This is a genomic window from Curtobacterium sp. MCLR17_042 (assembly GCF_003234695.1).
Lineage (GTDB): Bacteria > Actinomycetota > Actinomycetes > Actinomycetales > Microbacteriaceae > Curtobacterium > Curtobacterium flaccumfaciens.
The window spans coordinates 1-20,717 of the sequence record NZ_QKTD01000006.1 but is presented as its reverse complement, the minus strand read 5'-3'; the positions used below and the strand labels follow the sequence as shown (position 1 = coordinate 20,717).

General features: G+C 70.7%; 22 protein-coding genes. 4 read left to right on the top strand and 18 right to left on the bottom strand.

Annotation, left to right across the window (positions count from 1 at the left end):
* Entirely contained in the window at positions 1-951 is a 951-nt protein-coding gene (locus DEJ02_RS07730) for a hypothetical protein (protein WP_111032553.1), read from the top strand.
* The gene (locus DEJ02_RS07725) at positions 948-1,961 is read left to right on the top strand and encodes a hypothetical protein (RefSeq protein WP_111032552.1); all 1,014 of its coding nucleotides are present in this window, start codon (positions 948-950) and stop codon (positions 1,959-1,961) included. The genes DEJ02_RS07730 and DEJ02_RS07725 overlap by 4 nt, the downstream gene beginning before the upstream one ends.
* 306 nt (positions 1,962-2,267) lie before the next feature.
* Here DEJ02_RS07725 and DEJ02_RS07720 read toward each other — a convergent pair whose 3' ends face one another.
* Both DEJ02_RS07720 and DEJ02_RS07715 read right to left on the bottom strand, forming a co-directional pair.
* A complete protein-coding gene (locus tag DEJ02_RS07720) occupies positions 2,268-4,787 on the bottom strand; it encodes an ATP-dependent Clp protease ATP-binding subunit (protein WP_027467068.1) in 2,520 nt (839 codons plus the stop codon).
* A gap of 221 nt (positions 4,788-5,008) precedes the next feature.
* The gene (locus DEJ02_RS07715; RefSeq protein ID WP_181440295.1) at positions 5,009-5,485 is read right to left on the bottom strand and encodes a Clp protease N-terminal domain-containing protein; all 477 of its coding nucleotides are present in this window, start codon (positions 5,483-5,485) and stop codon (positions 5,009-5,011) included.
* A 70-nt stretch (positions 5,486-5,555) separates the two neighbouring features.
* Between DEJ02_RS07715 and DEJ02_RS07710 the strand changes: the two genes are divergently transcribed.
* Complete coding sequence (locus DEJ02_RS07710) at positions 5,556-6,488, top strand: NAD(+)/NADH kinase (protein ID WP_071404515.1); 933 nt, start codon at positions 5,556-5,558, stop codon at positions 6,486-6,488.
* A 182-nt stretch (positions 6,489-6,670) separates the two neighbouring features.
* On the opposite strand, the gene DEJ02_RS07705 is transcribed toward DEJ02_RS07710, so the two are convergent.
* From DEJ02_RS07705 to tilS, 15 genes are all read right to left on the bottom strand, one after another.
* On the bottom strand, positions 6,671-7,729 hold the full coding sequence (locus DEJ02_RS07705; RefSeq protein ID WP_035809350.1) for a sigma-70 family RNA polymerase sigma factor: 1,059 nt from the start codon (positions 7,727-7,729) through the stop codon (positions 6,671-6,673).
* Positions 7,730-8,082: 353 nt separating this feature from the next.
* Complete coding sequence (locus DEJ02_RS18640; RefSeq protein WP_258320880.1) at positions 8,083-8,217, bottom strand: hypothetical protein; 135 nt, start codon at positions 8,215-8,217, stop codon at positions 8,083-8,085.
* Between the two features lie 63 nt (positions 8,218-8,280).
* The gene (locus DEJ02_RS18440; protein WP_163343079.1) at positions 8,281-8,442 is read right to left on the bottom strand and encodes a hypothetical protein; all 162 of its coding nucleotides are present in this window, start codon (positions 8,440-8,442) and stop codon (positions 8,281-8,283) included.
* A 58-nt stretch (positions 8,443-8,500) separates the two neighbouring features.
* Positions 8,501-8,704 carry a hypothetical protein gene (locus DEJ02_RS07695; RefSeq protein ID WP_071245264.1) on the bottom strand — a complete coding sequence of 68 codons (204 nt, stop codon included), beginning with the start codon at positions 8,702-8,704 and terminating at the stop codon, positions 8,501-8,503.
* A 29-nt stretch (positions 8,705-8,733) separates the two neighbouring features.
* On the bottom strand, positions 8,734-10,260 hold the full coding sequence (lysS, locus tag DEJ02_RS07690; protein ID WP_111032550.1) for a lysine--tRNA ligase: 1,527 nt from the start codon (positions 10,258-10,260) through the stop codon (positions 8,734-8,736).
* A gap of 71 nt (positions 10,261-10,331) precedes the next feature.
* Positions 10,332-11,024: a Rossmann-like and DUF2520 domain-containing protein gene (locus DEJ02_RS07685; RefSeq protein ID WP_164941150.1), complete on the bottom strand. Its 693-nt coding sequence runs from the start codon at positions 11,022-11,024 to the stop codon at positions 10,332-10,334.
* The gene (locus tag DEJ02_RS07680; RefSeq protein ID WP_111032549.1) at positions 11,021-12,781 is read right to left on the bottom strand and encodes a PH domain-containing protein; all 1,761 of its coding nucleotides are present in this window, start codon (positions 12,779-12,781) and stop codon (positions 11,021-11,023) included. The genes DEJ02_RS07685 and DEJ02_RS07680 overlap by 4 nt, the downstream gene beginning before the upstream one ends.
* 9 nt (positions 12,782-12,790) lie before the next feature.
* Positions 12,791-13,312, bottom strand: coding sequence for a PH domain-containing protein (locus DEJ02_RS07675; RefSeq protein WP_110863569.1), 522 nt, complete (start codon positions 13,310-13,312; stop codon positions 12,791-12,793).
* 24 nt (positions 13,313-13,336) lie between these two features.
* Positions 13,337-13,828, bottom strand: coding sequence for a DUF3180 domain-containing protein (locus tag DEJ02_RS07670; RefSeq protein WP_111032548.1), 492 nt, complete (start codon positions 13,826-13,828; stop codon positions 13,337-13,339).
* Positions 13,825-14,379, bottom strand: coding sequence for a 2-amino-4-hydroxy-6-hydroxymethyldihydropteridine diphosphokinase (folK, locus tag DEJ02_RS07665; protein ID WP_111032547.1), 555 nt, complete (start codon positions 14,377-14,379; stop codon positions 13,825-13,827). The genes DEJ02_RS07670 and folK overlap by 4 nt, the downstream gene beginning before the upstream one ends.
* On the bottom strand, positions 14,376-14,765 hold the full coding sequence (folB, locus tag DEJ02_RS07660) for a dihydroneopterin aldolase (protein ID WP_027467059.1): 390 nt from the start codon (positions 14,763-14,765) through the stop codon (positions 14,376-14,378). Before folB ends, folK begins: the two co-directional genes overlap by 4 nt.
* Complete coding sequence (folP, locus tag DEJ02_RS07655) at positions 14,762-15,730, bottom strand: dihydropteroate synthase (RefSeq protein WP_173032459.1); 969 nt, start codon at positions 15,728-15,730, stop codon at positions 14,762-14,764. Before folP ends, folB begins: the two co-directional genes overlap by 4 nt.
* Before the next feature lie 6 nt (positions 15,731-15,736).
* Positions 15,737-17,725, bottom strand: a complete 1,989-nt coding sequence (gene ftsH / locus DEJ02_RS07650) for an ATP-dependent zinc metalloprotease FtsH (RefSeq protein WP_027467057.1) — start codon at positions 17,723-17,725, stop codon at positions 15,737-15,739.
* 158 nt (positions 17,726-17,883) lie between these two features.
* Positions 17,884-18,435, bottom strand: a complete 552-nt coding sequence (gene hpt, locus DEJ02_RS07645) for a hypoxanthine phosphoribosyltransferase (protein WP_017887686.1) — start codon at positions 18,433-18,435, stop codon at positions 17,884-17,886.
* Positions 18,436-18,444: 9 nt separating this feature from the next.
* The gene (gene tilS, locus DEJ02_RS07640) at positions 18,445-19,464 is read right to left on the bottom strand and encodes a tRNA lysidine(34) synthetase TilS (RefSeq protein ID WP_111032546.1); all 1,020 of its coding nucleotides are present in this window, start codon (positions 19,462-19,464) and stop codon (positions 18,445-18,447) included.
* Between the two features lie 64 nt (positions 19,465-19,528).
* On the opposite strand from tilS, the gene DEJ02_RS07635 reads away from it, so the two are divergent.
* The gene (locus DEJ02_RS07635; protein WP_017887688.1) at positions 19,529-20,020 is read left to right on the top strand and encodes an inorganic diphosphatase; all 492 of its coding nucleotides are present in this window, start codon (positions 19,529-19,531) and stop codon (positions 20,018-20,020) included.
* A gap of 237 nt (positions 20,021-20,257) precedes the next feature.
* Here DEJ02_RS07635 and DEJ02_RS07630 read toward each other — a convergent pair.
* Positions 20,258-20,717, bottom strand: a 460-nt coding sequence (locus DEJ02_RS07630; RefSeq protein ID WP_146249239.1) for a C40 family peptidase, incomplete at its 5' end; no start/stop codon positions are given.

The following is a 20,717-nucleotide window of genomic DNA, read 5'->3' as shown; positions in this document are numbered from 1 at the left end:
GTGACGCTGCACGTCTGGGGGTCGATCCCGGTCTGGCTGATCCTGGCGGTGCTGGTCGCCCGGCTGCTCCTGGTGCGCACCCAGTCGGCCAGTGTCACGTGGCTGATGGTCTGCTGCAGCTGCGTCGCCGTCGGACTCACGATCAACCAGCCCGACGTGACGACGTTCCTCGCCGGGGTGACGCACGTGCCCAACATCGCCGATCTGATCGGCCGCTGCCTGATGGTGTGCGGCATGTTCGCCCTCGCGCAGTCGGTCGAGGCTGCGGCACGCTCCGCCAAGCTCCTGCGCGCCAGCCGCATCATCGGCTGCGTGCTCGTGCTCGTCGCCCTCGTCGCGCTGTTCAGCCTCATCGACGCGCCGACCCCCACGGCGCAGTTCATGGTGGCCTACGGCGACCAGCTGCCGACCGCGCTCTACTCCGCGGTCGAGATGACCTACATCGCCATCGTGATCGCCCGGTCGGCCGTCGCCGTGCTGCGCGGCTTCCGGAGCGGCGACGGACTCGGCCGCCTGTACTGGCTCTTCGTCGTCGGTGCCGCCGGCCTCGTGCTGCTCGCCGGCATCGCCATCGCCCTCGACGCCGTGCACGTCGCCGGTGCCGACGGTGCGGTCGGGGTCCTGTCGAAGCTCTACACCCCGGTGTTCCTCGGCTCGATGGTCCTGCTCGCCATCGGCGCCGCCGGTGGCGTCCTGCCCGACGCCGCACGGGAGTTCCGCGACTGGCGGGCCGCCCGACGCCGGTTCCGGGTGCTCGAGCCAGAGCTCCGGCGACTCGAGACGGCATCGGGCAACACCGGGCTCTACTTCACGATCGTGTGGCAGCGTCGCCAGTGGCGGAGTCGGCAGCACCGGCTGTCCGTCGAGATCGAAGACCGCGCGCGCGAGGCCGGGCAGGACGTCCCGGCCGCTGCGACGCTCACCACGGCACGACTCAGGGAGATCACATGACCGGCGCACGCATCACAGCACTCGGCACCGCGGCAGGGGCGGTCGGCACCCTCGGACTCGGCGCCTTCGTCGCACGACGGCTGCTGTTCCCGACGCCGTACACGGCGACCGCCACGGTCCGCAGCGCCACGGACACCGAGGTCGAGCTGACCGCCACCCGCGACACCCGTCTGCCGGGCACCTACGACCTGCAGCGGGACGACACCCGGGTGCAGGTCGGCGCGATCACCACCACGGGCACGGTGACCGGAGCCAGCAGCGACGGCGACACCGTCCGCCGCAGCGTCACCGCCCCCGTGGCGACCGGTGCGTGGGCCTGGGACGCCCTGCGGTACGACGGACCGGACGACGTGCCCGGCACCGAGCCCGAGGCCGCCACGACCCACGTGGTCCACGTGCACGGCCAGTCCCTCGGCCCGCGCCAGGTCCTGCGCGGTGTCGGGGTCTGGCGTTCGCTCGGCGCCTCGTCCGAGGTCGTCGACACCACCGACCTGCCGCTCCGCTCCCTCGACGCCGGGGCAGCGGACCGCATCGTCGCCGCCGTGCGCGCCGCCCGGGCCCGCGGCGCTCAGCGCGTCGTGCTGCAGGGCTGGTCCGCCGGTGCGCTCGCCTGCTCCGTCGCCGCCGCACGCGTCGACGTCGACGGACTCGTGGCCGTGTCACCCCTGCTCGACGTCGCCTCGGCACTCCGCGGGGCTGTCCGCGGCGCGCACCTGCCCGCGTTCGTCGGCACGGTCGCCGCCCGCATCGCGACCACGAACGTGCTGTCGCGGCTCGCCGGGGCCCCGACTCCCGTCACGACGACCACCTGGCAGGACTCGTCGACGCCGACGCTGCTGATCCACTCCGAGGCCGACGCCCTGGTCGCGGCCGACGACGTCGCCGCACGGCAGGGAGCCACCACGGTCACGTTCCGCACGGCACCGCACACGCTCGAGTGGAACGAGGACCCGGAGCGCTGGGATCGCGCCATCCGCGACTTCGCCGCACAGCTGCCTGCCGCCGTCTGACACGGCGGACGTCCGCCCGCGCGGCGGACCGGCCCCGAACGAACCACCCCCGGACGTGCAACGGCCCCGGTCTGCGAACAGACCGGGGCCGGCTGCGTCTCGATCCGTTGGGGGGAACCGATCGAGCGCGACGCGCGAGGAGTTGGGGGGAACGTCTCGCGCGTTGTCATCACAGTACCCCCGGACGGGGGTCCGTGGCCGCAAGGACGCGCAGATCGGCGATGCGGGATCTGAACGCGACCCGGGAACGGACAGGAGGCCCGGTGCCAGCTGGCACCGAGCCTCCTGTCCGTGGGGTGTCAGGTCCTAGGACTCGATCTCGCCCTGGGGCGTGTCGGTCGCGGCCTCGACCGCGGCTGCACCGGCGAGGACCTCTTCGCGCCCCGGCTGACGCCCGGTCTCGAAGTGGAACGCACCGTCGACGAAGTCGACCTTCACGTGGTCGCCGGCGTTGAGCTCACCCTGCAGGATGTGCTCGGACAGCTGGTCCTCGACCTCGTGCTGCATCGCGCGACGCAGGGGCCGAGCACCGAGGGACGGGTCGAACCCGACCTTGATGAGCTGCTCCTTGGCCGGCAGCGTGAGCTCGACGGTCATGTCGCGGTCGAGCAGGCGGTCGGCCAGACGCTTCACGAACAGGTCCACGATCTGCAGCAGCTCGGGCTGCGACAGCTGCGGGAACACGATCGTGTCGTCGACACGGTTCAGGAACTCGGGCTTGAAATGCTTCTTGAGCTCCTCGTTGACCTTGCCGCGCATGCGGTCGTAGCCGACGGCCGAATCACCCTCGACCTGGAAGCCCACCGGGCCACCGGCGATGCCCTGCGAACCGAGGTTCGTGGTCATGATGATGACGGTGTTCTTGAAGTCGACCACGCGGCCCTGACCGTCGGTGAGACGGCCTTCCTCGAGCACCTGCAGCAGCGAGTTGAAGATGTCCGGGTGGGCCTTCTCGATCTCGTCGAACAGGACCACGGAGAACGGCTTGCGGCGCACCTTCTCGGTGAGCTGGCCGCCCTCCTCGAACCCGACGAACCCGGGAGGGGCACCGAACAGGCGGGACACGGTGTGCTTCTCACCGAACTCCGACATGTCGAGGGAGATCAGCGCACCCTCGTCGTCGAACAGGAACTCGGCGAGGGCCTTGGCGAGCTCGGTCTTCCCGACGCCCGTGGGGCCGGCGAAGATGAACGAGCCGGAGGGACGGTTCGGGTCCTTCAGGCCGGCACGGGTACGGCGGATGGTCTTGGACAGGGCCGAGATGGCCTCTTCCTGACCGATGACGCGCTCGTGCAGTGCCTTCTCCATGAAGACGAGACGCGAGGTCTCCTCTTCCGTGAGCTTGAACACCGGGATGCCCGTGGCCTGGGCCAGGACCTCGGCGATGATGCCCTCGTCGACGGTGCCGGACGCGGCGACGTCACCCGCACGCCACTGCTTCTCGAGGCGGAGACGCTCGCCGAGGAGCTTCTTCTCCTCGTCGCGCAGGCTCGCGGCCTTCTCGAAGTCCTGCTCCTCGATGGCGGCTTCCTTCGACCCGCGGACCGTCGAGATCTTCTCGTCGAACTCGCGGAGCTCCGGCGGTGCCGACAGGATCGACAGACGCAGGCGAGCGCCGGCCTCGTCGATCAGGTCGATGGCCTTGTCCGGCAGGAAGCGGTCCTGCACGTAGCGGTCTGCCAGGTTCGCCGCGGCGACGATCGCGCCGTCGGTGATGGACACCTTGTGGAACGCCTCGTACTTGTCGCGCAGACCCTTGAGGATGTTGATCGCGTGGGGCAGCGACGGCTCGTTGACCTGCACCGGCTGGAAGCGACGCTCGAGTGCGGCGTCCTTCTCGAAGTGCTTGCGGTACTCGTCGAGCGTGGTGGCACCGATGGTCTGGAGCTCACCGCGGGCGAGGAGCGGCTTCAGGATCGAGGCCGCATCGATCGCGCCCTCGGCTGCACCGGCACCGACGAGCGTGTGGATCTCGTCGATGAAGACGATGATGTCGCCGCGGGTGCGGATCTCCTTCGTGACCTTCTTCAGGCGCTCCTCGAAGTCACCGCGGTAGCGGGACCCGGCGATGAGCGACCCGAGGTCGAGCGAGTAGAGCTGCTTGTCCTTCAGCGTCTCGGGCACGTCGCCCTTGACGATCGCCTGGGCGAGGCCCTCGACGACGGCGGTCTTGCCGACGCCGGGCTCACCGATCAGGACGGGGTTGTTCTTGGAGCGGCGGGAGAGGATCTGCATGACCCGCTCCATCTCCTTCTCGCGCCCGATGACGGGGTCGAGCTTGCCGTCGCGCGCAGCCTGGGTGAGGTTCCGACCGAACTGGTCGAGGACCTGCGAACCCTGCTGCGCGTTCTGCTGCTGCTCGCCGCCGACGGCGACCGCTTCCTTGCCCTGGTAGCCGGACAGGAGCTGGATGACCTGCTGGCGCACCCGGTTCAGGTCGGCGCCGAGCTTCACGAGGACCTGGGCTGCGACACCCTCGCCCTCGCGGATCAGGCCGAGCAGGATGTGCTCCGTGCCGATGTAGTTGTGGCCGAGCTGCAGCGCCTCGCGCAGGGACAGCTCGAGCACCTTCTTGGCGCGCGGCGTGAACGGGATGTGCCCGGTCGGCTGCTGCTGGCCCTGCCCGATGATGTCCTGGACCTGCTCGCGCACGGCGTCGAGCGAGATGCCCAGCGACTCCAGCGCCTTGGCGGCGACGCCCTCGCCCTCGTGGATGAGGCCGAGGAGGATGTGCTCGGTGCCGATGTAGTTGTGGTTGAGCATCTTCGCTTCTTCTTGAGCGAGGACGACAACACGACGGGCCCGGTCGGTGAATCTCTCGAACATGTGCTCTCCCTTGGCCCCTGATGAGCGGAGCCGACGCTGTGCCGGTCTCGTGTGAGTCCGGCCAAGTACTTCGAGAGTAACCAGCGCTCCCCCCGGGGGCTGCCCCTGTTCGCCGTGGGCGTGACCAGGGTGCGTCTTGTGCGCAGTGAGCGAACGACGAGACGGACTGGAGGGCCGTGGCGATCCCGCCACGGGCCTCCAGTCCGTCAACCGATCGTCGGTCAGGAGCGCCGCACCGCGCGACGCAGGTCGCGTCGGAAGCGGCGCGCGTCGACGCCCAGGGCGTCGAGGACGTCGTGCGCCGATCCGGCGAGCGGATCGTCGACCGAGTCGAGCACGGCGAGGACGACGTGCGGTGGCCGGATGCGCTCCGAACGGCCGGCGATCGTCGCGGCGCGGGCGAGCACGCGCATCGCGGCGGGCGTGCACGCGACCCGGTCGTGTTCGCCGGGGCAGGTGGTGTGGGCGCCGACGAAGGCGCGGATGCCGGAGCGGACGGTGTCCGGGGAGATCCGGTGGGCGTCGAGGACGGGGCGGAAGCGGGGCATGCCGGCGCAGAGCGTGACGGCGGCCAGCAGCAGGTGTTCGGCGTCGACGAAGCCGAAGCCGGACTCGTGGGATTCGAGGTCGGCGAGCAGCACGATCTCGCGGCCGTGCCGAACGGAAGGGAGGGCGACGGAGAGCTGAGCGGTCTGCATGTATTCAGAATATCGCATGTCTCTGCGGAGGGACAGCCCGCATCGGAGGTCCGCTCGGTACGATCCGGTCATGGAGCAGCCCGTCGTCGGCCTCGTCGTCCACCCGACCAAGAACGTGCAGGAGTCCGTGACGACCCTGCAGCGCTGGAACGCGTCCGGCCAGGGCGAGCTACTCGCCCGGCGCGCGGACGCCCAGCGCATCGGTGGCGGGGTCGACGTGGTGGACGACGACGACTTCACCGACCGCGTCGACCTGGTCGTGGCTCTCGGCGGCGACGGCACCATGCTCGGCGCGATGCGGCTCGTGGCGAAGCGCCCGGTGCCCGTCCTCGGCGTGAACTACGGCAACGTCGGGTTCCTGGTCGAGATCGAGCCGCCCGAGCTCGAGAGCGCTCTGGAGCGGCTGTCCGCCGGCGAGTACCAGCTCGAGCCGCACCACGCGCTCGAGGCCCGGTTGTCCTGGGGTGGCGCCCGCACCGACTACCTGGCGTTCAACGACCTGACCATCGTGCGGCGCCCCGGCTCCGGGCAGGTCTCGGCGGACCTCAGCGTCGGGGGCCTCGGGTACGGGTACTACCGGGCCGACGCCATCGTGGCCGCCACCCCGGCCGGCTCCACCGCGTACAACTACGCCGCCGGTGGGCCGGTGCTCTCCCCCGCGCTGTCCGGCTCGGTGGTGACGCCGGTCGCGCCGATGGCCGGGATCGACCGCTCGGTGGTGCTCGCCGCGCGGGAGCGCTACCGGTTCGACATCGCCGAGGGCACCAGGAGCGCGGCGCTCGAGGTCGACGGGCTCGTGGTCGGCGAGGTGGCCACCGGGGCGCAGATCGACATGCGGCTCCGCAAGGACGCCGGCAGCGTGGTGCGGCTCGACGCCGAGCGGCACGGGCGCACCGGACGCGTGAAGCTCAGCCTGCTCGACCTGCCGGTGCGGCCCGACCAGCTGGTCGAGCTCATCCCGAGCGACCTGCGGCAGAAGCTCCGGCGCGAGATCGACGACTGACGCCGCGCCGGGGCTGGCCCTGGCTATGGCTCCGGCTCCGGCTCCGGCTCCGGAAACGTGAATGGCCCGCTCGAGCAGTGCTCGAGCGGGCCGTCCCATCACCCCACCGGATCGTCTTCCCACAGAACGACCCGGTTTCCCCGCGCCGGCACGGGTGAACGTGCCGGCCGAAGTCCACTGACCTAGTCGGTCAGGTACAGCTGCATGTCCTGCGAGACCGCCTTGGCGAACAGACGCAGCTTCGCGCGCGACTCCACCCGGCTGACGGCCTGGCGGGTCGTGTGCACGATCTTCGAGATCTCGTCGAGGGTCATCGGCTTGTCGTCGTCCAGGCCGTAGCGCATGCGGATGACGTTCGCCTCGTCGCTGGGCAGCTCGGCGACGATGGAGCGGATGTCGCGGTGCAGCAGCGTCGTCTCGGTGAGCTCGTTCGGGCTCGCGGCGTCCTCGTCCTCGATGAAGTCACCGAGTTCGCTGTCGTCGGAGTCGCCGACCACGGTGTGGATCGAGACCGGCTCGTGCGATCGACCCTTGAGGTCGACGAGTTCCTCGACGCTCATGCTCAGCTCGGCGGCCACTTCCTCCGGCATCGGCGCACGGCCGAGGTCGACGGTCAGGTCACGCTCGGTGCGCGAGATCTTGTTGATGAGCTCGACGGTGTGCACCGGGATGCGGATCGTGCGCGCCTTGTCGGCGAGGCCACGCGAGATGGCCTGGCGGATCCACCAGGTGGCGTAGGTCGAGAACTTGTAGCCCTGCGTGAAGTCGAACTTCTCGACGGCACGGACCAGGCCGAGGTTGCCTTCCTGGATGACGTCCATGAAGGGCAGGCCACGCTGCGAGTACCGCTTGGCGATGCTCACGACGAGGCGGAGGTTCGAGGTGATCATGCGCTCCTTGGCGCGCTCACCGTCGCGGACGAGCCAGCGGAGTTCACGCTGCAGGGTCTTCGCGAGACCCTTCTCGGTGGCGAGCTTCTCTTCGGCGAAGAGCCCGACCTCGATGCGGCGTGCGATCTGCGCTTCTTCCTCGGCGGTGAGGAGCGAGAGACGGCCGATGTGACGGAGGTAGTCGCCGACCTGGTCGACCGAGGCGCCGCGGACACCGGCGAGCTGCTCGTCGGCCTCGACCTCGGTGTCGAGGGAGGTGGTGGCGGACTCGGCGGTCGCGGTCTTCGATGCCGATGCCTTCTTGGTGGCGGTGCGGCGGGTGGTGCTGGGTGCAGCCGTTGCGATCGTCATGGTGTTTCTCCCTGCGTTCGACGGTGATGGCTTCGTGGGGCGTTGCCGGGGGGTGCTGATGAGTAAAGCGGCCCGGAGGTGTACCCCACAAATCGTTCGGAGCGATTCTCAGGGTTCTCCGTGCTTCATCATCGAAAGCGTCCCCCGCGGGGTACAGCCCACCGCCAGTCTGGTCCCCCAATCGGCCCTGGATCAAGCGGATAACGCCGTGTTTCCGGCGTTGCAGGCGTGTTTCACCAGTGTTTCCGATCGTGTACCCCGCGCGACTGCGTACTCCGGACATGCAAAAGGGGTACGTCCGACCGGATCAGTGCGATCTGGTCGTCGTACCCCGAATACCGCATGGGTGGGGGTCACCAGGAGGGTTCGAGCCACCCGTCTCGGCGCTTGGAGACCTCGAGGTCTGCGTCTCGGTCGAACTCGTCGTACTCGCTCTCGATGTCACCGACGAGGCTGCGGCCCGTGAAGGGATGTGCGGTGGTTGCCATGCGGACGATGCTCACCCCGGCACGCGTCGGCGAGGTGAACGGTGCGTGACGGTCCGTCGGCGCTCAGACGTCGAGGTCGTCGACGTCGCCCTCGTCGTCGAGGGGTCCGTCGTCACTGCCGACGGGCGAGACGGACGCCCCGGACGCCGGGTGTCCGAAGGCGTCCTCCACGTCGAGGTCGTCGAGGTCATCGACGCCGGCGGCGGACTCCGGGATGGTGGGCATGCGCGACAGGATCACACCGCGCGGTGAACACGGGGTGAAGTGGATCGTGCGCGGGCGGCTACTCGGCCGACGTCGGAGCCGGTGCGGGGCGACCGTGCTCACGCTCGAAGCGGGCGCGCTCCTCGGCCTCGACCTTGGCGTACGCGGCTCGCTCGGTCCGGTCGGCACGCATGATCGCGCGCATCACGAACCAGAAGATCAGGCCGACGACGATGGTCGGCGTCAGGGCGAAGACGATCCCGCTTACGACTCCTTCAGGCACCCGAGCATCGTACCCCGGTGGACCGGGAGTTATTTCACCAGCGGGAACAGGATCGTCTCGCGGATGCCCAGGCCCGTGATGGCCATGAGCAGGCGGTCGATCCCCATGCCCATGCCGCCCGACGGAGGCATCGCGTGTTCCAGGGCCCGCAGGAAGTCCTCGTCGACGCGCATCGCCTCGAGGTCACCACCGGCCGCGAGCTTCGCCTGCTCGACGAACCGCTCCCGCTGCACGACCGGGTCGACGAGCTCGGAGTACGCCGTGCCGAGCTCGAAGCCGCGGACGTAGAGGTCCCACTTCTCGACGACGCCCGGACGGGTGCGGTGCTGCCGGGTGAGCGGCGAGGTGTCGACCGGGAAGTTCATCACGAAGGTCGGGCGGTCGAGCGAGTCGATGACGAAGTGCTCCCAGAGCTCCTCGACGTACTTGCCGTGCGTGGCGTGGGCGACCTCGACGCCCTCGGCCTCGGCGAGCGCCTGCAGCTCGGACAGCGGGGTCTCCGGGCTGATCTCGCGCCCCGCGGCCTCGGACAGCGAGCCGTACATGTCGATCCGGGGCCACTCGCCACCCAGGTCGTAGGTGCTGCCGTCGGGCAGGGTGACCTCGAGCGCACCACCGGTGACCGCGCGGGTCGCGTTCTGCACGAGCTCCTGCGTCAGGTCGGCCATCTGCTCGTAGTTGCCGTACGCCTGGTACGCCTCGACCATCGCGAACTCGGGCGAGTGCGACGAGTCGGCACCCTCGTTCCGGAAGTTGCGGTTGATCTCGAACACCCGGTCGATGCCGCCGACGACGGCGCGCTTGAGGAACAGCTCGGGTGCGATGCGCAGGAACAGCTCGGTGTCGAAGGCGTTCGAGTGCGTCACGAACGGTCGCGCCGAGGCGCCGCCGTGCTGGGTCTGCAGCATCGGGGTCTCGACCTCGAGGTACTCGTGCGCGGTGAAGGTCTGGCGGAGCGAGGACATCACGGCGGCGCGGGCACGCACGGTGGCGCGGGCCTCGTCGCGGACGATGAGGTCGAGGTAGCGCTGGCGGACCCGTGTCTCCTCGTTGAGTTCGTTGTGCAGGTTCGGCAGCGGCAGGATCGCTTTCGCCGCGATCGCCCAGTCGTCGACCATGACCGACAGCTCGCCGCGGCGCGAGGAGATCACACGGCCGTGCACGAACACGTGGTCGCCCAGGTCGACGAACTCCTTCCAGCGGGCGAGGGACTCGTCCCCCACCTCGGCCAGGGAGACCATCGCCTGGATGCGCGAGCCGTCGCCGGACTGCAGGGACGCGAAGCAGAGCTTGCCGGTGTTGCGCGAGAACACCACACGACCCGCGATGCCCACGACGTCCTGGGTCTCCTCGCCGGTCTCCAGGTGCGCGTACTGCTCGCGCACGGCCGGGATCGTCGTGGTGATGGGGAGCTCGGCGGGGTACGCCTCGATGCCCGACTCCAGCAGCTTCGCCCGCTTGTCGAGCCGGACCTGTCGCTGCTCGCTGGTCTCCTGCTCGGCCAGTGCGGCGGCGTCGGCGATCGCGGTGTCGGGGGTGACGGTCTCGTCGGTCATGCGGGTGCGGCTCCGATGGTCGTGGGGGTCGGGGGAAATGCTACCCGCGCCGCGGTCCCGCCCCCGAACCGCTAGAGCGTCGACTGCCCGTCGGCGGCGGTGAGCGCGTTGTCGACGGCGGAGCGGACGAGCGCACCGAGGACACGACCCGGGTGTTCGACGCCGATGCCGGACAGGGTGCCCGCCGACTGGTCCACGATCGCGGTCGAGAAGCTCACGGCGGCCCGCACGGCATCGGCGTACGCGGGCCGGTCCGCCTCGGCGACGACGAACGGTTCGGCCCCCATCTCGACCACGAGCGCCTGGGCGATCGGCAGGACAGGCGCCGGGGCGGTCACCGCGCAGTACGCGTCGCGCAGCCGGGACAGGTCGACACTCGTGCCCGTGAAGGCCATCGCGGGGTGGATCGCCAACGGGATGGCACCGGCTGCCATCGCCGGGGCGAGGATGCCGACGCCGTGATCCGGGCTGGTGTGGACGACGAGCTGCCCCGGCTGCCAGATCCCGGCGTCCGCCAGCCCCTGCACGAGCGAGGCGAGCTGGTCGTCCGGCACCGCGAGCAGCACGAGTTCGCTCCGCTCCACCAGGTCGGGCGTCGCGAGCACCGGAGCGCCGGGCAGCATGGCCTCGGCGCGGTCACGGCCCTCGTCGGACACGGCGGTCACCCCGACGACGGCGTGCTCCGCGTTCGCCAGGGCTGCTCCGAGGACGGGTCCGACCCGTCCGGCGCCGACGATGCCGACCCCGAGACGCCCGGCCCTCATCGTGCGGCTCCGGTCGGTGGGACGTCGTCCCAGCCGGTAGGGACGGCGCCGGACCGGTGGTCCGCCGCCTGCCCGGCAGGGGCTCCGGACCCGTGCACGGTGTCGGCCGCAGCGTGCGTGGCGGCCGCGGGACGGGCCTCCCGTTCGCGCCAGCGGTGGGTCGTGTCGACTGCGGCCGCCTCGACGGCACGCTGCGTCGTCTCCGACCACAGGCGCTGCGCGTCCCGCGCGTCGAGCGCACCGACGCGGGCCGAGACCGGACCGGCCACGGTGTGGACGTGGACGGCTGCGAGCCGCAGGGCACGCTCAAGGGGACCCTGCTCGACCTTGACGCTCTGCACCCGGGGCAGCGGCACGATGACGAGCGAGCGCCACACGGCACCGAGCCGCAGCAGCACCGCACCCTGCACGAACCGGTAGCCGTTGCGGCGGAACGCGAACGGACGGAGCCAGGCGCCACGTCGTGGGGAGTGTACGAAGCCGCCGCGGTCGCCCGAGGTGGTGAGGCTGTCGTCGACGACGTCCACGGCTTCGGCCGCACCCTCGCGCAGGGCTTCCTGCGACGCCTCGGGGCCGGCGACGACGGTGCCGACGAGTCCGGGCAGGATGATGTCGAGGACCTCGCGGACGTCCGCCGTCGTGCCGACGGGCAGCACGATCGAGGACACCTGCTGGTTGCTCGACGCCCCGTTGCCGGCGCTCGTCGCCCGGTTGATGCGGATGTCCCACCAGCCGAAGGGGCGCCACAGCAGCGGCTGGGCGACGCTGACGGCGTGGATGCGGCCCGGCGGCAACGTCTCGTTCGACGTCGAGACCAGTCCGAAGCCGATCCGGATGCCGTCGCGGGTCTCGGCGATCGTGTACTGCAGCGAACGGGAGAATTTCCGGACGTAGTAGCCGCCGGCACCGAGCACGGCGGGGAACAGCCCGAACAGCACCGCGAACTCGCCGGTGAGGGCGACGCTGACGATCATGCCGGCGATGACCAGCAGCAGGAACAGCGTCGTGCCGGACAGCAGCATCGACGCGATGAGCCGCCCCGGGCGCACCTTGACGATGCGGGTGGCGTGCACGGCTGCCGGGTCGAGCTCGGGCGAGAACATCTCGTCGACGCGGTCCTGCAGTGCCCCGTGCGACTGCCGCGACGGACCGCCGTGGCCGTCGTCGTCCTTCGCGCCGGACGCGAGCACCAGGATCCGCTGCCGCAGGTCGTCGGCGGCGCGGGCCCCGAGGTAGGCGAGCTGCACGTTGGCGTCGTTGCCGGCCTGCGCGATCTCGAGCTTGGCGGTGCCGAACACCCGGGGCACGAGCGGCCGCTGGATGTTGATGCCCTGGATCCGGTCGAGCCGGGCCTTGCGGTGGTTCCGGAACAGCACGCCCGAGCGCACCTCGACGATCTCGCCGGTGACGCGGAACTCGTGCATGCGCCAGGACAGGTAGAACAGGCCGATCAGCACCAGGAGCAGCACCACGATGCCGAGCAGGACCCAGCCGACGACGCCGTGCTCGTACACGTACCGGACGGGGTCACCGTCCTCCTGCTGCTCGCCCGGGATGAAGAACTCGACGAGCTGGTCCCGCAGGCTGTTCAGCACGTAGCCGAGGATGACGATGAGGAAGATCCCGCCCTTGAGCAGCGGGGTCAGCGGGTGCAGGCGGTGCCACTCGCCGTCGGTCAGGGGTGCCGCAGCGGCCGCGTTGCCCCGGGTGGGCGGGGCGGGCGGAGCGGGTGGCGGGGTGCCCGGTCGGAAGGTCACGGACGACCCCTACAGCCCGGCGCGACGGGACTCGGCGAGCTCGACGAGGCGGTCGCGCAGCTCGTCGGCGTCCGCTGCCGGGACACCCGGGATCCGGACGTTCGTCGCAGCCGCGGCGGTGACGAACTTGAGCTCGCTCATGCCGAGCGCCCGGTCGAGCGGCCCGCGGGCGACGTCGACGAGCTGCATCCGGCCGTACGGGACCGCCGTGAAGCGCTGCCACATGAGGCCGCGGCGCACGACCAGGTCGTCGTCACGGAGCGCGTAGCCGATGGCCCGGACCCGTCGGGGTGTGAGCGCGGCGGTGATCGCCGTGGTGACCGCGACGACGATGCCGATGGACAGCCAGACCGTGCCGGCCCCGGAACCGAAGCCGTCGGTGACGATCCCGATGAGCACGCAGCCCGCGGTGAGCACGACACCGATCACGAGGGTGGTGATGAGTTCGGTCCACACGAGCTTCGCGGACACCCGCTGCCAGGCGATCCCACCGAGGCCGAGGCCGGGCTCGTCGAGTCGTTCACGCGGCATCGCGGGCCTCCTGGGGTTGCTCGGTCAGTTCACCGTCGTCGAACCGTTGCGGGGATCGTCACGGTCGTCGTCGTCACCCGGGGGTGCGATGCACATGCGCTCCGCCACGAGTGCGCAGACCGTCAGGACGATCCCGCCCCCGACGGCGATCACGTTCGGCAGGGTCGAGCCTAGCGAAGGCGTCGCGGGACGGGTCAGCAGGTACAGCACGAGGCCGAGGGCGAACCCGCCGAGCAGCGTGCCGCAGATGCTGGACGCCTTCGCGAGCACGACGACCCGGGTCGCGTAGAGCGGGTCGACCGGCCGCTGGCGTCCGGCGCCGTCGCGCGCGTGCCGGCGCACCGGACGCGCCATGAGCACGACGGCGACGCCGATGAACGCGAGCGTCACGCCGAGCGGGATCGAGAACAGGAACGTCGGCAGCTGGCGCGACGCCAGGACGGCGTCGAGTGCGAAGCCGGCGACCGCCGTGACGACGGCGATGCTGATCAGCGTGGAGGCGCGGGTGGGCTTCATGCGCTGGTCGCGCTCCCCGCAGGCCGGGAGGCCCGTGCCGGCTCCGCGAACAGGCGCGGCTCGTCGACGCGCTCGGTGTCGTCCCCCACGGCGGTGAGCAGGTCGGCCACCGGTCCGGCACCGGGCAGGACGGCCTCGGGGTCGGCGTCGAGCCACGGGGCGAGCACGAACGCGCGCTCCGCTGCCCGGGGGTGGGGCACGACCAGGGTGTCCGTGGCGATCCGCAGGTCGTCCACCGCGACGACGTCGAGGTCGAGGGTGCGGTCGCCCCACCGGACCTCGCGCGTGCGGCCGTGGGCGTCCTCGATGCCGTGCAGGGCGTCGAGGAAGGCCTGCGGCTCGAGGGCGGTGTCGACGACCACGACGGCGTTCCGGTAGCGGGGCTTCGACGTGTCGAGGCCGTCGAGGGTCACGGCGACCGACTCGACCTCACGGCTCGAGGCCACCGGCACGACCCCGGGCAGGGCGGCGATCGCGGTGGCGGCGGCGCGGAGCGTGCTCCCTCGGTCGCCGAGGTTCGCTCCGAGGGCGACGACGACCCGGTGGGTCATTCTTCTTCCTCGTCCGGCACCGTGGCGCCGCGGGTGCGCCGGATGGTGATCGAGACGTCGGTGAACGGCACGGTGATCGGGGCCTGCGGCTTGTGCACCGTGACCTCGGTCGCGAGTGCGGCACGGTGGGTCAGCACGGCGGCGGCGATGCGCTCGGCCAGGGTCTCGATCAGGTCGACCGGGTCGCGTTCGATCTCGGCGACGACCTGCTCGGCGAGGACGCCGTAGTGCACGGTGGCGTCGAGGTCGTCGCTGCCCGAGGCGGCGCGGGCGTCGAGCTCCACGGCGACGTCGACGACGAAGTCCTGGCCGTCCTCGCGCTCGTGGTCGAAGACGCCGTGGTGTCCGCGGGCGCGGACCCCGGTGAGTCGGATGGTGTCGTTCACGATCGAGCTGCCCTCCAGGCGTCCCAGACGTCGAGCACGGCACGGGTCGGTGCCGGGTCGTGCACGCGCACACCCCACGCGCCGCGTTCCGCGGCGAGCAGGCTGATGGCGGCGGTGGCGAGGTCGCGCTCCCTGGGCGGGGCACCCTCGGGGCTCCCGACACCGTCGAGGAACCGCTTGCGTGAGGCGGCGACGAGCACCGGCAGGCCGATCGAGGCGAAGCGTTCGTAGCCGGCCAGGATCTCCCAGTTCTGCACGCCGTGCTTGGCGAAGCCGAGGCCCGGGTCGATGACGACCTGCTCCTGCCGGACGCCGAGCACGATGAGTTCGGCGACCCGGAGCTCGACCTCGCGCCGGACCTCCTCGACCGCGTGGGTGTACTCGGCGTTGCGGTACATCCGGTCGCTGTGGCCGCGCCAGTGCATGACGACGAAGCCGACCCCCGTCGACGCCACGACCCTGGCCATGTCCGGGTCGGCGAGCCCGCCGGAGACGTCGTTGACGATGGCGGCACCGAGGTCGACGGCACGCTCGGCCGTCGCGGCGTTCATCGTGTCGACGCTGACCGGGATGCCCTCGGCGACGAGCTGCTGCACGACCGGCAGCACCCGTTCCTGCTCGACCGGCACGGGCACGCGCTCGGAACCGGGGCGGGTGGACTCCCCACCGACGTCGATGACGTCGGCACCGGCCGCGACGAGGTCACGTGCGTGCTGCACGGCGGCGTCGTAGGCCTGGTGCAGCCCGCCGTCGCTGAACGAGTCGGGGGTGACGTTGAGGATGCCGAGCACCCGGGTGCGCTCCTCGGCCGGACCACCGCGGTCACGGCGACGGCCGGTCACGACCTCCGGCACCGGCTGGGGTGCACGGAGGTCGATCGCGACCGTCGCCGGTTCGGCGGCGGCGGCGCGGGCACGACTCACCTCGGCGAGTCGACGCTCTCGTCGCGTCGGCAGCTCGGTCATGCCGGCCTACGCGGGGGCGATACCCGGGTTGCCGAACGGGCGACGACGGGTCTTCGAGGTCGACTCGGAGTCCGACGGGTCCGCTGCGGTCGAGGCGGCCTTGCCGGGCACGTCGATCGCGGGCAGGTTGCTGACCGGGCGCTTGTCGCTGGAGAGCCACTGGGGGCGCTCCGGCAGCTTGCGGACGTCCTTGAAGATCTCCACGAGCTCCGGGGCGTCGAGCGTCTCCTTCTCGAGGAGCTCGCCGGCCAGGCGGTCGAGGATGTCGCGGTTGTCGTTGAGCACCTGGTAGGCCTCGTCGTGCGCGGCCTCGAGCAGGGCGCGGGTCTCGGCGTCGACCGTCTGGGCGATGGTCTCCGAGTAGTCGCGACCGGTGCCACCGCTCATGTCACGGCCGACGAACGGCTCGCTCGAACCGGACCCGAGCTTGACGGACCCGACGGCCTGGCTCATGCCGTACTCGGTCACCATCTTGCGGGCGGTGCCGGTGGCCTTCTCGATGTCGTTCGAGGCGCCCGTGGTCGGGTCGTGGAAGACGATCTCCTCGGCGACGCGACCACCCATGGCGTAGGTGAGCTGGTCGAGGAGCTCGTTGCGGGTGACCGAGTACTTGTCCTCGAGCGGGAGCACCATCGTGTAGCCGAGGGCACGGCCGCGGGGCAGGATCGTGATCTTCGTGACCGGGTCGGTGTGCCGCATGGCCGCTGCCGCCAGGGCGTGGCCGCCCTCGTGGTACGCGGTGATCAGGCGTTCCTGGTCGGACATGATCCGGGTCCGGCGCTGCGGGCCGGCCATCACGCGGTCGACGGCCTCGTCGAGGGCGCGGTTGTCGATGAGCTGCGCGTTCGAACGGGCGGTCAGCAGGGCTGCCTCGTTCAGGACGTTCGCCAGGTCGGCACCGGTGAAGCCCGGCGTCTTGCGGGCGAGCAGCTCGAGGTCGACGCTCGCGGCGAGCGGCTTGCCCTTCGCGTGCACCTCGAGGATCTGCTTGCGGCCGGCGAGGCCCGGGGCGTCGACGCCGATCTGGCGGTCGAAACGGCCGGGGCGCAGGAGCGCGGGGTCGAGCACGTCGGGACGGTTCGTCGCGGCGATGAGGATGACGTTCGTCTTGCCGTCGAAGCCGTCCATCTCGACCAGGAGCTGGTTCAGCGTCTGCTCGCGTTCGTCGTTGCCACCGCCGATGCCGGCACCACGGTGACGACCGACGGCGTCGATCTCGTCGATGAAGACGATGGCCGGCGAGTTCGCCTTGGCCTGCTCGAAGAGGTCACGGACACGGCTCGCACCGACACCGACGAACATCTCGACGAAGTCCGAACCGGAGATCGAGTAGAACGGCACGCCGGCTTCTCCCGCGACGGCGCGGGCGAGCAGGGTCTTGCCGGTTCCGGGAGGGCCGTAGAGCAGCACGCCCTTCGGGATCTTCGCCCCGACGGCCTGGAACTTCGCGGGCTCCTTGAGGAACTCCTTGATCTCGTGGAGTTCTTCGATCGCCTCGTCGGCACCCGCGACGTCGGCGAACGACACCTGCGGGTTCTCCTTGTTGTTGATCTTGGCCTTCGACTTGCCGAACTGCATGACCTTCGAGCCGCCACCCTGGGCGCTCGAGAGCAGGAACCAGAACAGGGCACCGATGATCAGGAACGGCAGCAGGATGCCGAGCAGCGACAGGAACCAGTTGCCCTGGGCGACGCGGTCGTTGTAGCCGTCCGGCAGGTTGGCGTCGTTGACGGCCTGCACCACCTCTTCGCCACGGGGCGTGGAGTAGTAGAACTGCTCCTGCTTGTCGCCGTCCTTCAGGACGAGGTCGACCCGCTGCTCGGTGGAGTTGATGGTCGCGGACGAGACCTTGTCATCGGAGAGCTGCTCGAGACCCTTCTGGGTGTCGATCTCTTGCGTGCTGCCCTGGCTGATGACGCTCCAGCCGATGAAGATGCCCGCCAGCGCGATCAGCACGTAGAGGTACGGGCCGCGGAAGATGCGCTTGAAGTTCATGTGATCCGGGCGCGAGTGCCCGACACCTTTCTCTGCCGAAGTTGCGTGCAGGTCAGCATACGGCCGCGATTCTGTGGCGAGAATGGGTGTCCTCTGCGGGCGAACTCACCCCCGGGCCAGAGTCGGCCGAGTGCGACCCGAGCGCGGCGGGCCGCCCGTCAGGAGTAGACGTGCGGAGCGAGGACGCCGACGCCGCGCAGGTTGCGGTAGCGCTCGTCGTAGTCCAGGCCGTAGCCGACCACGAAGGCGTCCGGGATGTCGAAGCCCACGTACTTCACGTCGACCTCGACCTTGGCGGCCTCGGGCTTGCGCAGCAGGGCGACGATCTCGACGCTCGCGGCACCACGGGACTGCAGGTTCTGCTTGAGCCACGACAGGGTCAGACCGGAGTCGATGATGTCCTCGACGATCAGGACGTCGCGCCCGTGCAGGTCGGTGTCGAGGTCCTTGAGGATCCGCACCACACCGGACGACTTCGTGCCGGAGCCGTACGACGACACCGCCATCCAGTCCATCCGCGCCTGCATCTTGAGGTGGCGCGAGAAGTCCGCCATCACCATGACGGCACCCTTGAGCACCCCGACGAGCAGCGGGTCGCGGCCCGCGTAGTCGGCGTCGACGACCGCCGCGAGCTCAGCGAGCTTCTCGTCGATCTGCTCGGGGGTGAAGAGCACTTCGGACAGGTCTGCCTGGACGTCGGAGAGTTCCACCACGCCAGCCTAACCGGCGCTGAACTCGATGCGGTCGCCGGTCCGCGTGGCACGGACGCCCGGCAGGTCGATCGGGCCCTGTCCGCTCCAGTCCGTGACCAGCCGGCAGACCTCGAGCGTCTGCACGCGCGACAGCGTCACCCCGAACTCGCTCTCCACCGCCAGGCGCACGAGTCGCTGCCGGAGCGCCGGTGGGTTCGCCCCGAGCGCCCGCACCGACAGCGAGATGCCCGCCTCGGAGTGCTCGGCGATGTCCTCCGCGATCTCCTCGGCGAAGTGGTCGAGGGCGGCGGAGTCCTCGCGCAGCTGGTCGGCCGTGCGGGCCAGGGCCTCGGGCACCCCGGCACCGAGCTCCCGTTCGAGCACCGGCAGCAGGGTGTTCCGCACCCGCACCCGTGCGTACGCGGGATCGTCGTTCTGCGGGTCGTGCCACGGCGCCAGCCCCGCTGCGGCGCACGCCTGCCGGGTCGCGTTGCGCCGGACCGACAGGAGCGGCCGGCCGTAGGCCGGACCGCCGTCGCGGCGGGCGAGCGGCTGCATGCCGGACAGGCTGTCCGGCCCGCTGCCGCGCAGCAGACCGAGCAGCACGGTCTCGGCCTGGTCGTCCAGGGTGTGGCCCAGCAGCACCAGGGGTGACCCGGTGGCGGCCGCGACCTCGGCGATCGACGCGTGGCGGGCCTCCCGGGCGGCGCCTTCCGGACCACCGTCGGAGCCGACCGTGACCCTGCGGACCGTCACCGGGTCGAGTCCCAGCTCGGATGCCTGCCGGGAGGCGCGGCTCGCGACCGCCTCGGAGCCCGCCTGGAGCGCGTGGTCGACGACCACTGCCCCGGCCCGCAGACCCTGCTTGCCCGCTTCGAACGCGGTGGCCGCCGCCAGGGCGAGGGAGTCCGGTCCGCCGCTCAGTGCGACGAGGACCAGGTCGCCTGCGGCGACCACGCCGTCGTCGACGGCTGCGGCGAGCAGGTCGCGGACCGCCAGGCGGGTCGCGGCGACGGCGGGGTCGAGCCGGGGACGCGGAGAGTTCACCCGGTAACGTTAGCCGCGCTTTCGCAACACACGACAGTCCCCGAAGCAGACACAGGAGCGCAACATGGCCGCGTACGACGTCGTCGTCGAGATCCCCAAGGGCAGCCGCAACAAGTACGAGGTGGACCACGAGACCGGTCGCGTCTACCTCGACCGCGTGCTGTTCACCTCGTTCGTCTACCCCACCGACTACGGGTTCTTCGAGAAGACCCTGGCCGACGACGGTGACCCCGTGGACGCGCTGCTGCTGCTCGAGTTCCCGACGTTCCCCGGCGTCGGCGTCAAGGTCCGCCCCGTCGGCGTCTTCAAGATGAGCGACGAGGCCGGCATCGACGAGAAGGTCCTCGTCGTCCCCGCCAAGGACCCGCGCTGGGCCCACATCCAGGACATCGCGGACGTGCCGGAGCAGACGAAGGCCGAGATCGCGCACTTCTTCGAGCACTACAAGGACCTCGAGCCCAACAAGTGGGTCAAGGCCGAGGGGTGGGGCGACGCCGCCGAGGCCGAGCGCATCGTGCAGGCCGGTCAGGCCGCGTACGTGCCCGGCTCGCACTGACGATCCCCTGACGACGAACGGCGCCCGCTCTCCTTCCGGAGGGCGGGCGCCGTTCTGTGGTGGTGGCTGCGGGGTGTGGCGTGCGCGGGCGGGGCGTGCGCGGGCCTGGGTGTGCGGGGCGTGCGCGGGCGCGCATGGTGGAAACGGGCGTACCTGGTGCGTTGATCCGTGCAGGTACGCCCGATCTCGCTTGGTACCGCAGCCGCTCTGGGAAAGAACGGGCACTCCGGGAGCGGGCTACAGGGAACCGCTCGGGCGGGCGACGTACGGCATGAGCTGGTTCGGCAGCCAGATCGCGCGCTCGACGACGCCGACGCCGGGGCGCGCGGCCTCGACCATGGTGCCGTAGCTCGTCACGATCGAGTCGTGGTACGCCCCCGAGGCGGTGCCGTTCGACGAGTAGAACAGGATGTCGCCGGGCTGGCGCTGGGACAGCGGGACGAGGCGGCCGATCGACTTGAAGTAGTTGTACTGCCAGACCACGTTGTGTCCGCCGGTCGCGATGCCCTGCGAGTTGTAGGCCATCATCACGAGGCCGGAGCAGTCCCAGGTGTTCGGGCCGGCGCCGGTCAGGACGTACGGCTCGCCGAGCTGGGCACGGGCGAACGCGATGGCGCCGGCCCGAACACCTGGGACTGCTCCGGCCTCGTGATGATGGCCTACAACTCGCAGGGCATCGCGACCGGCGGACACAACG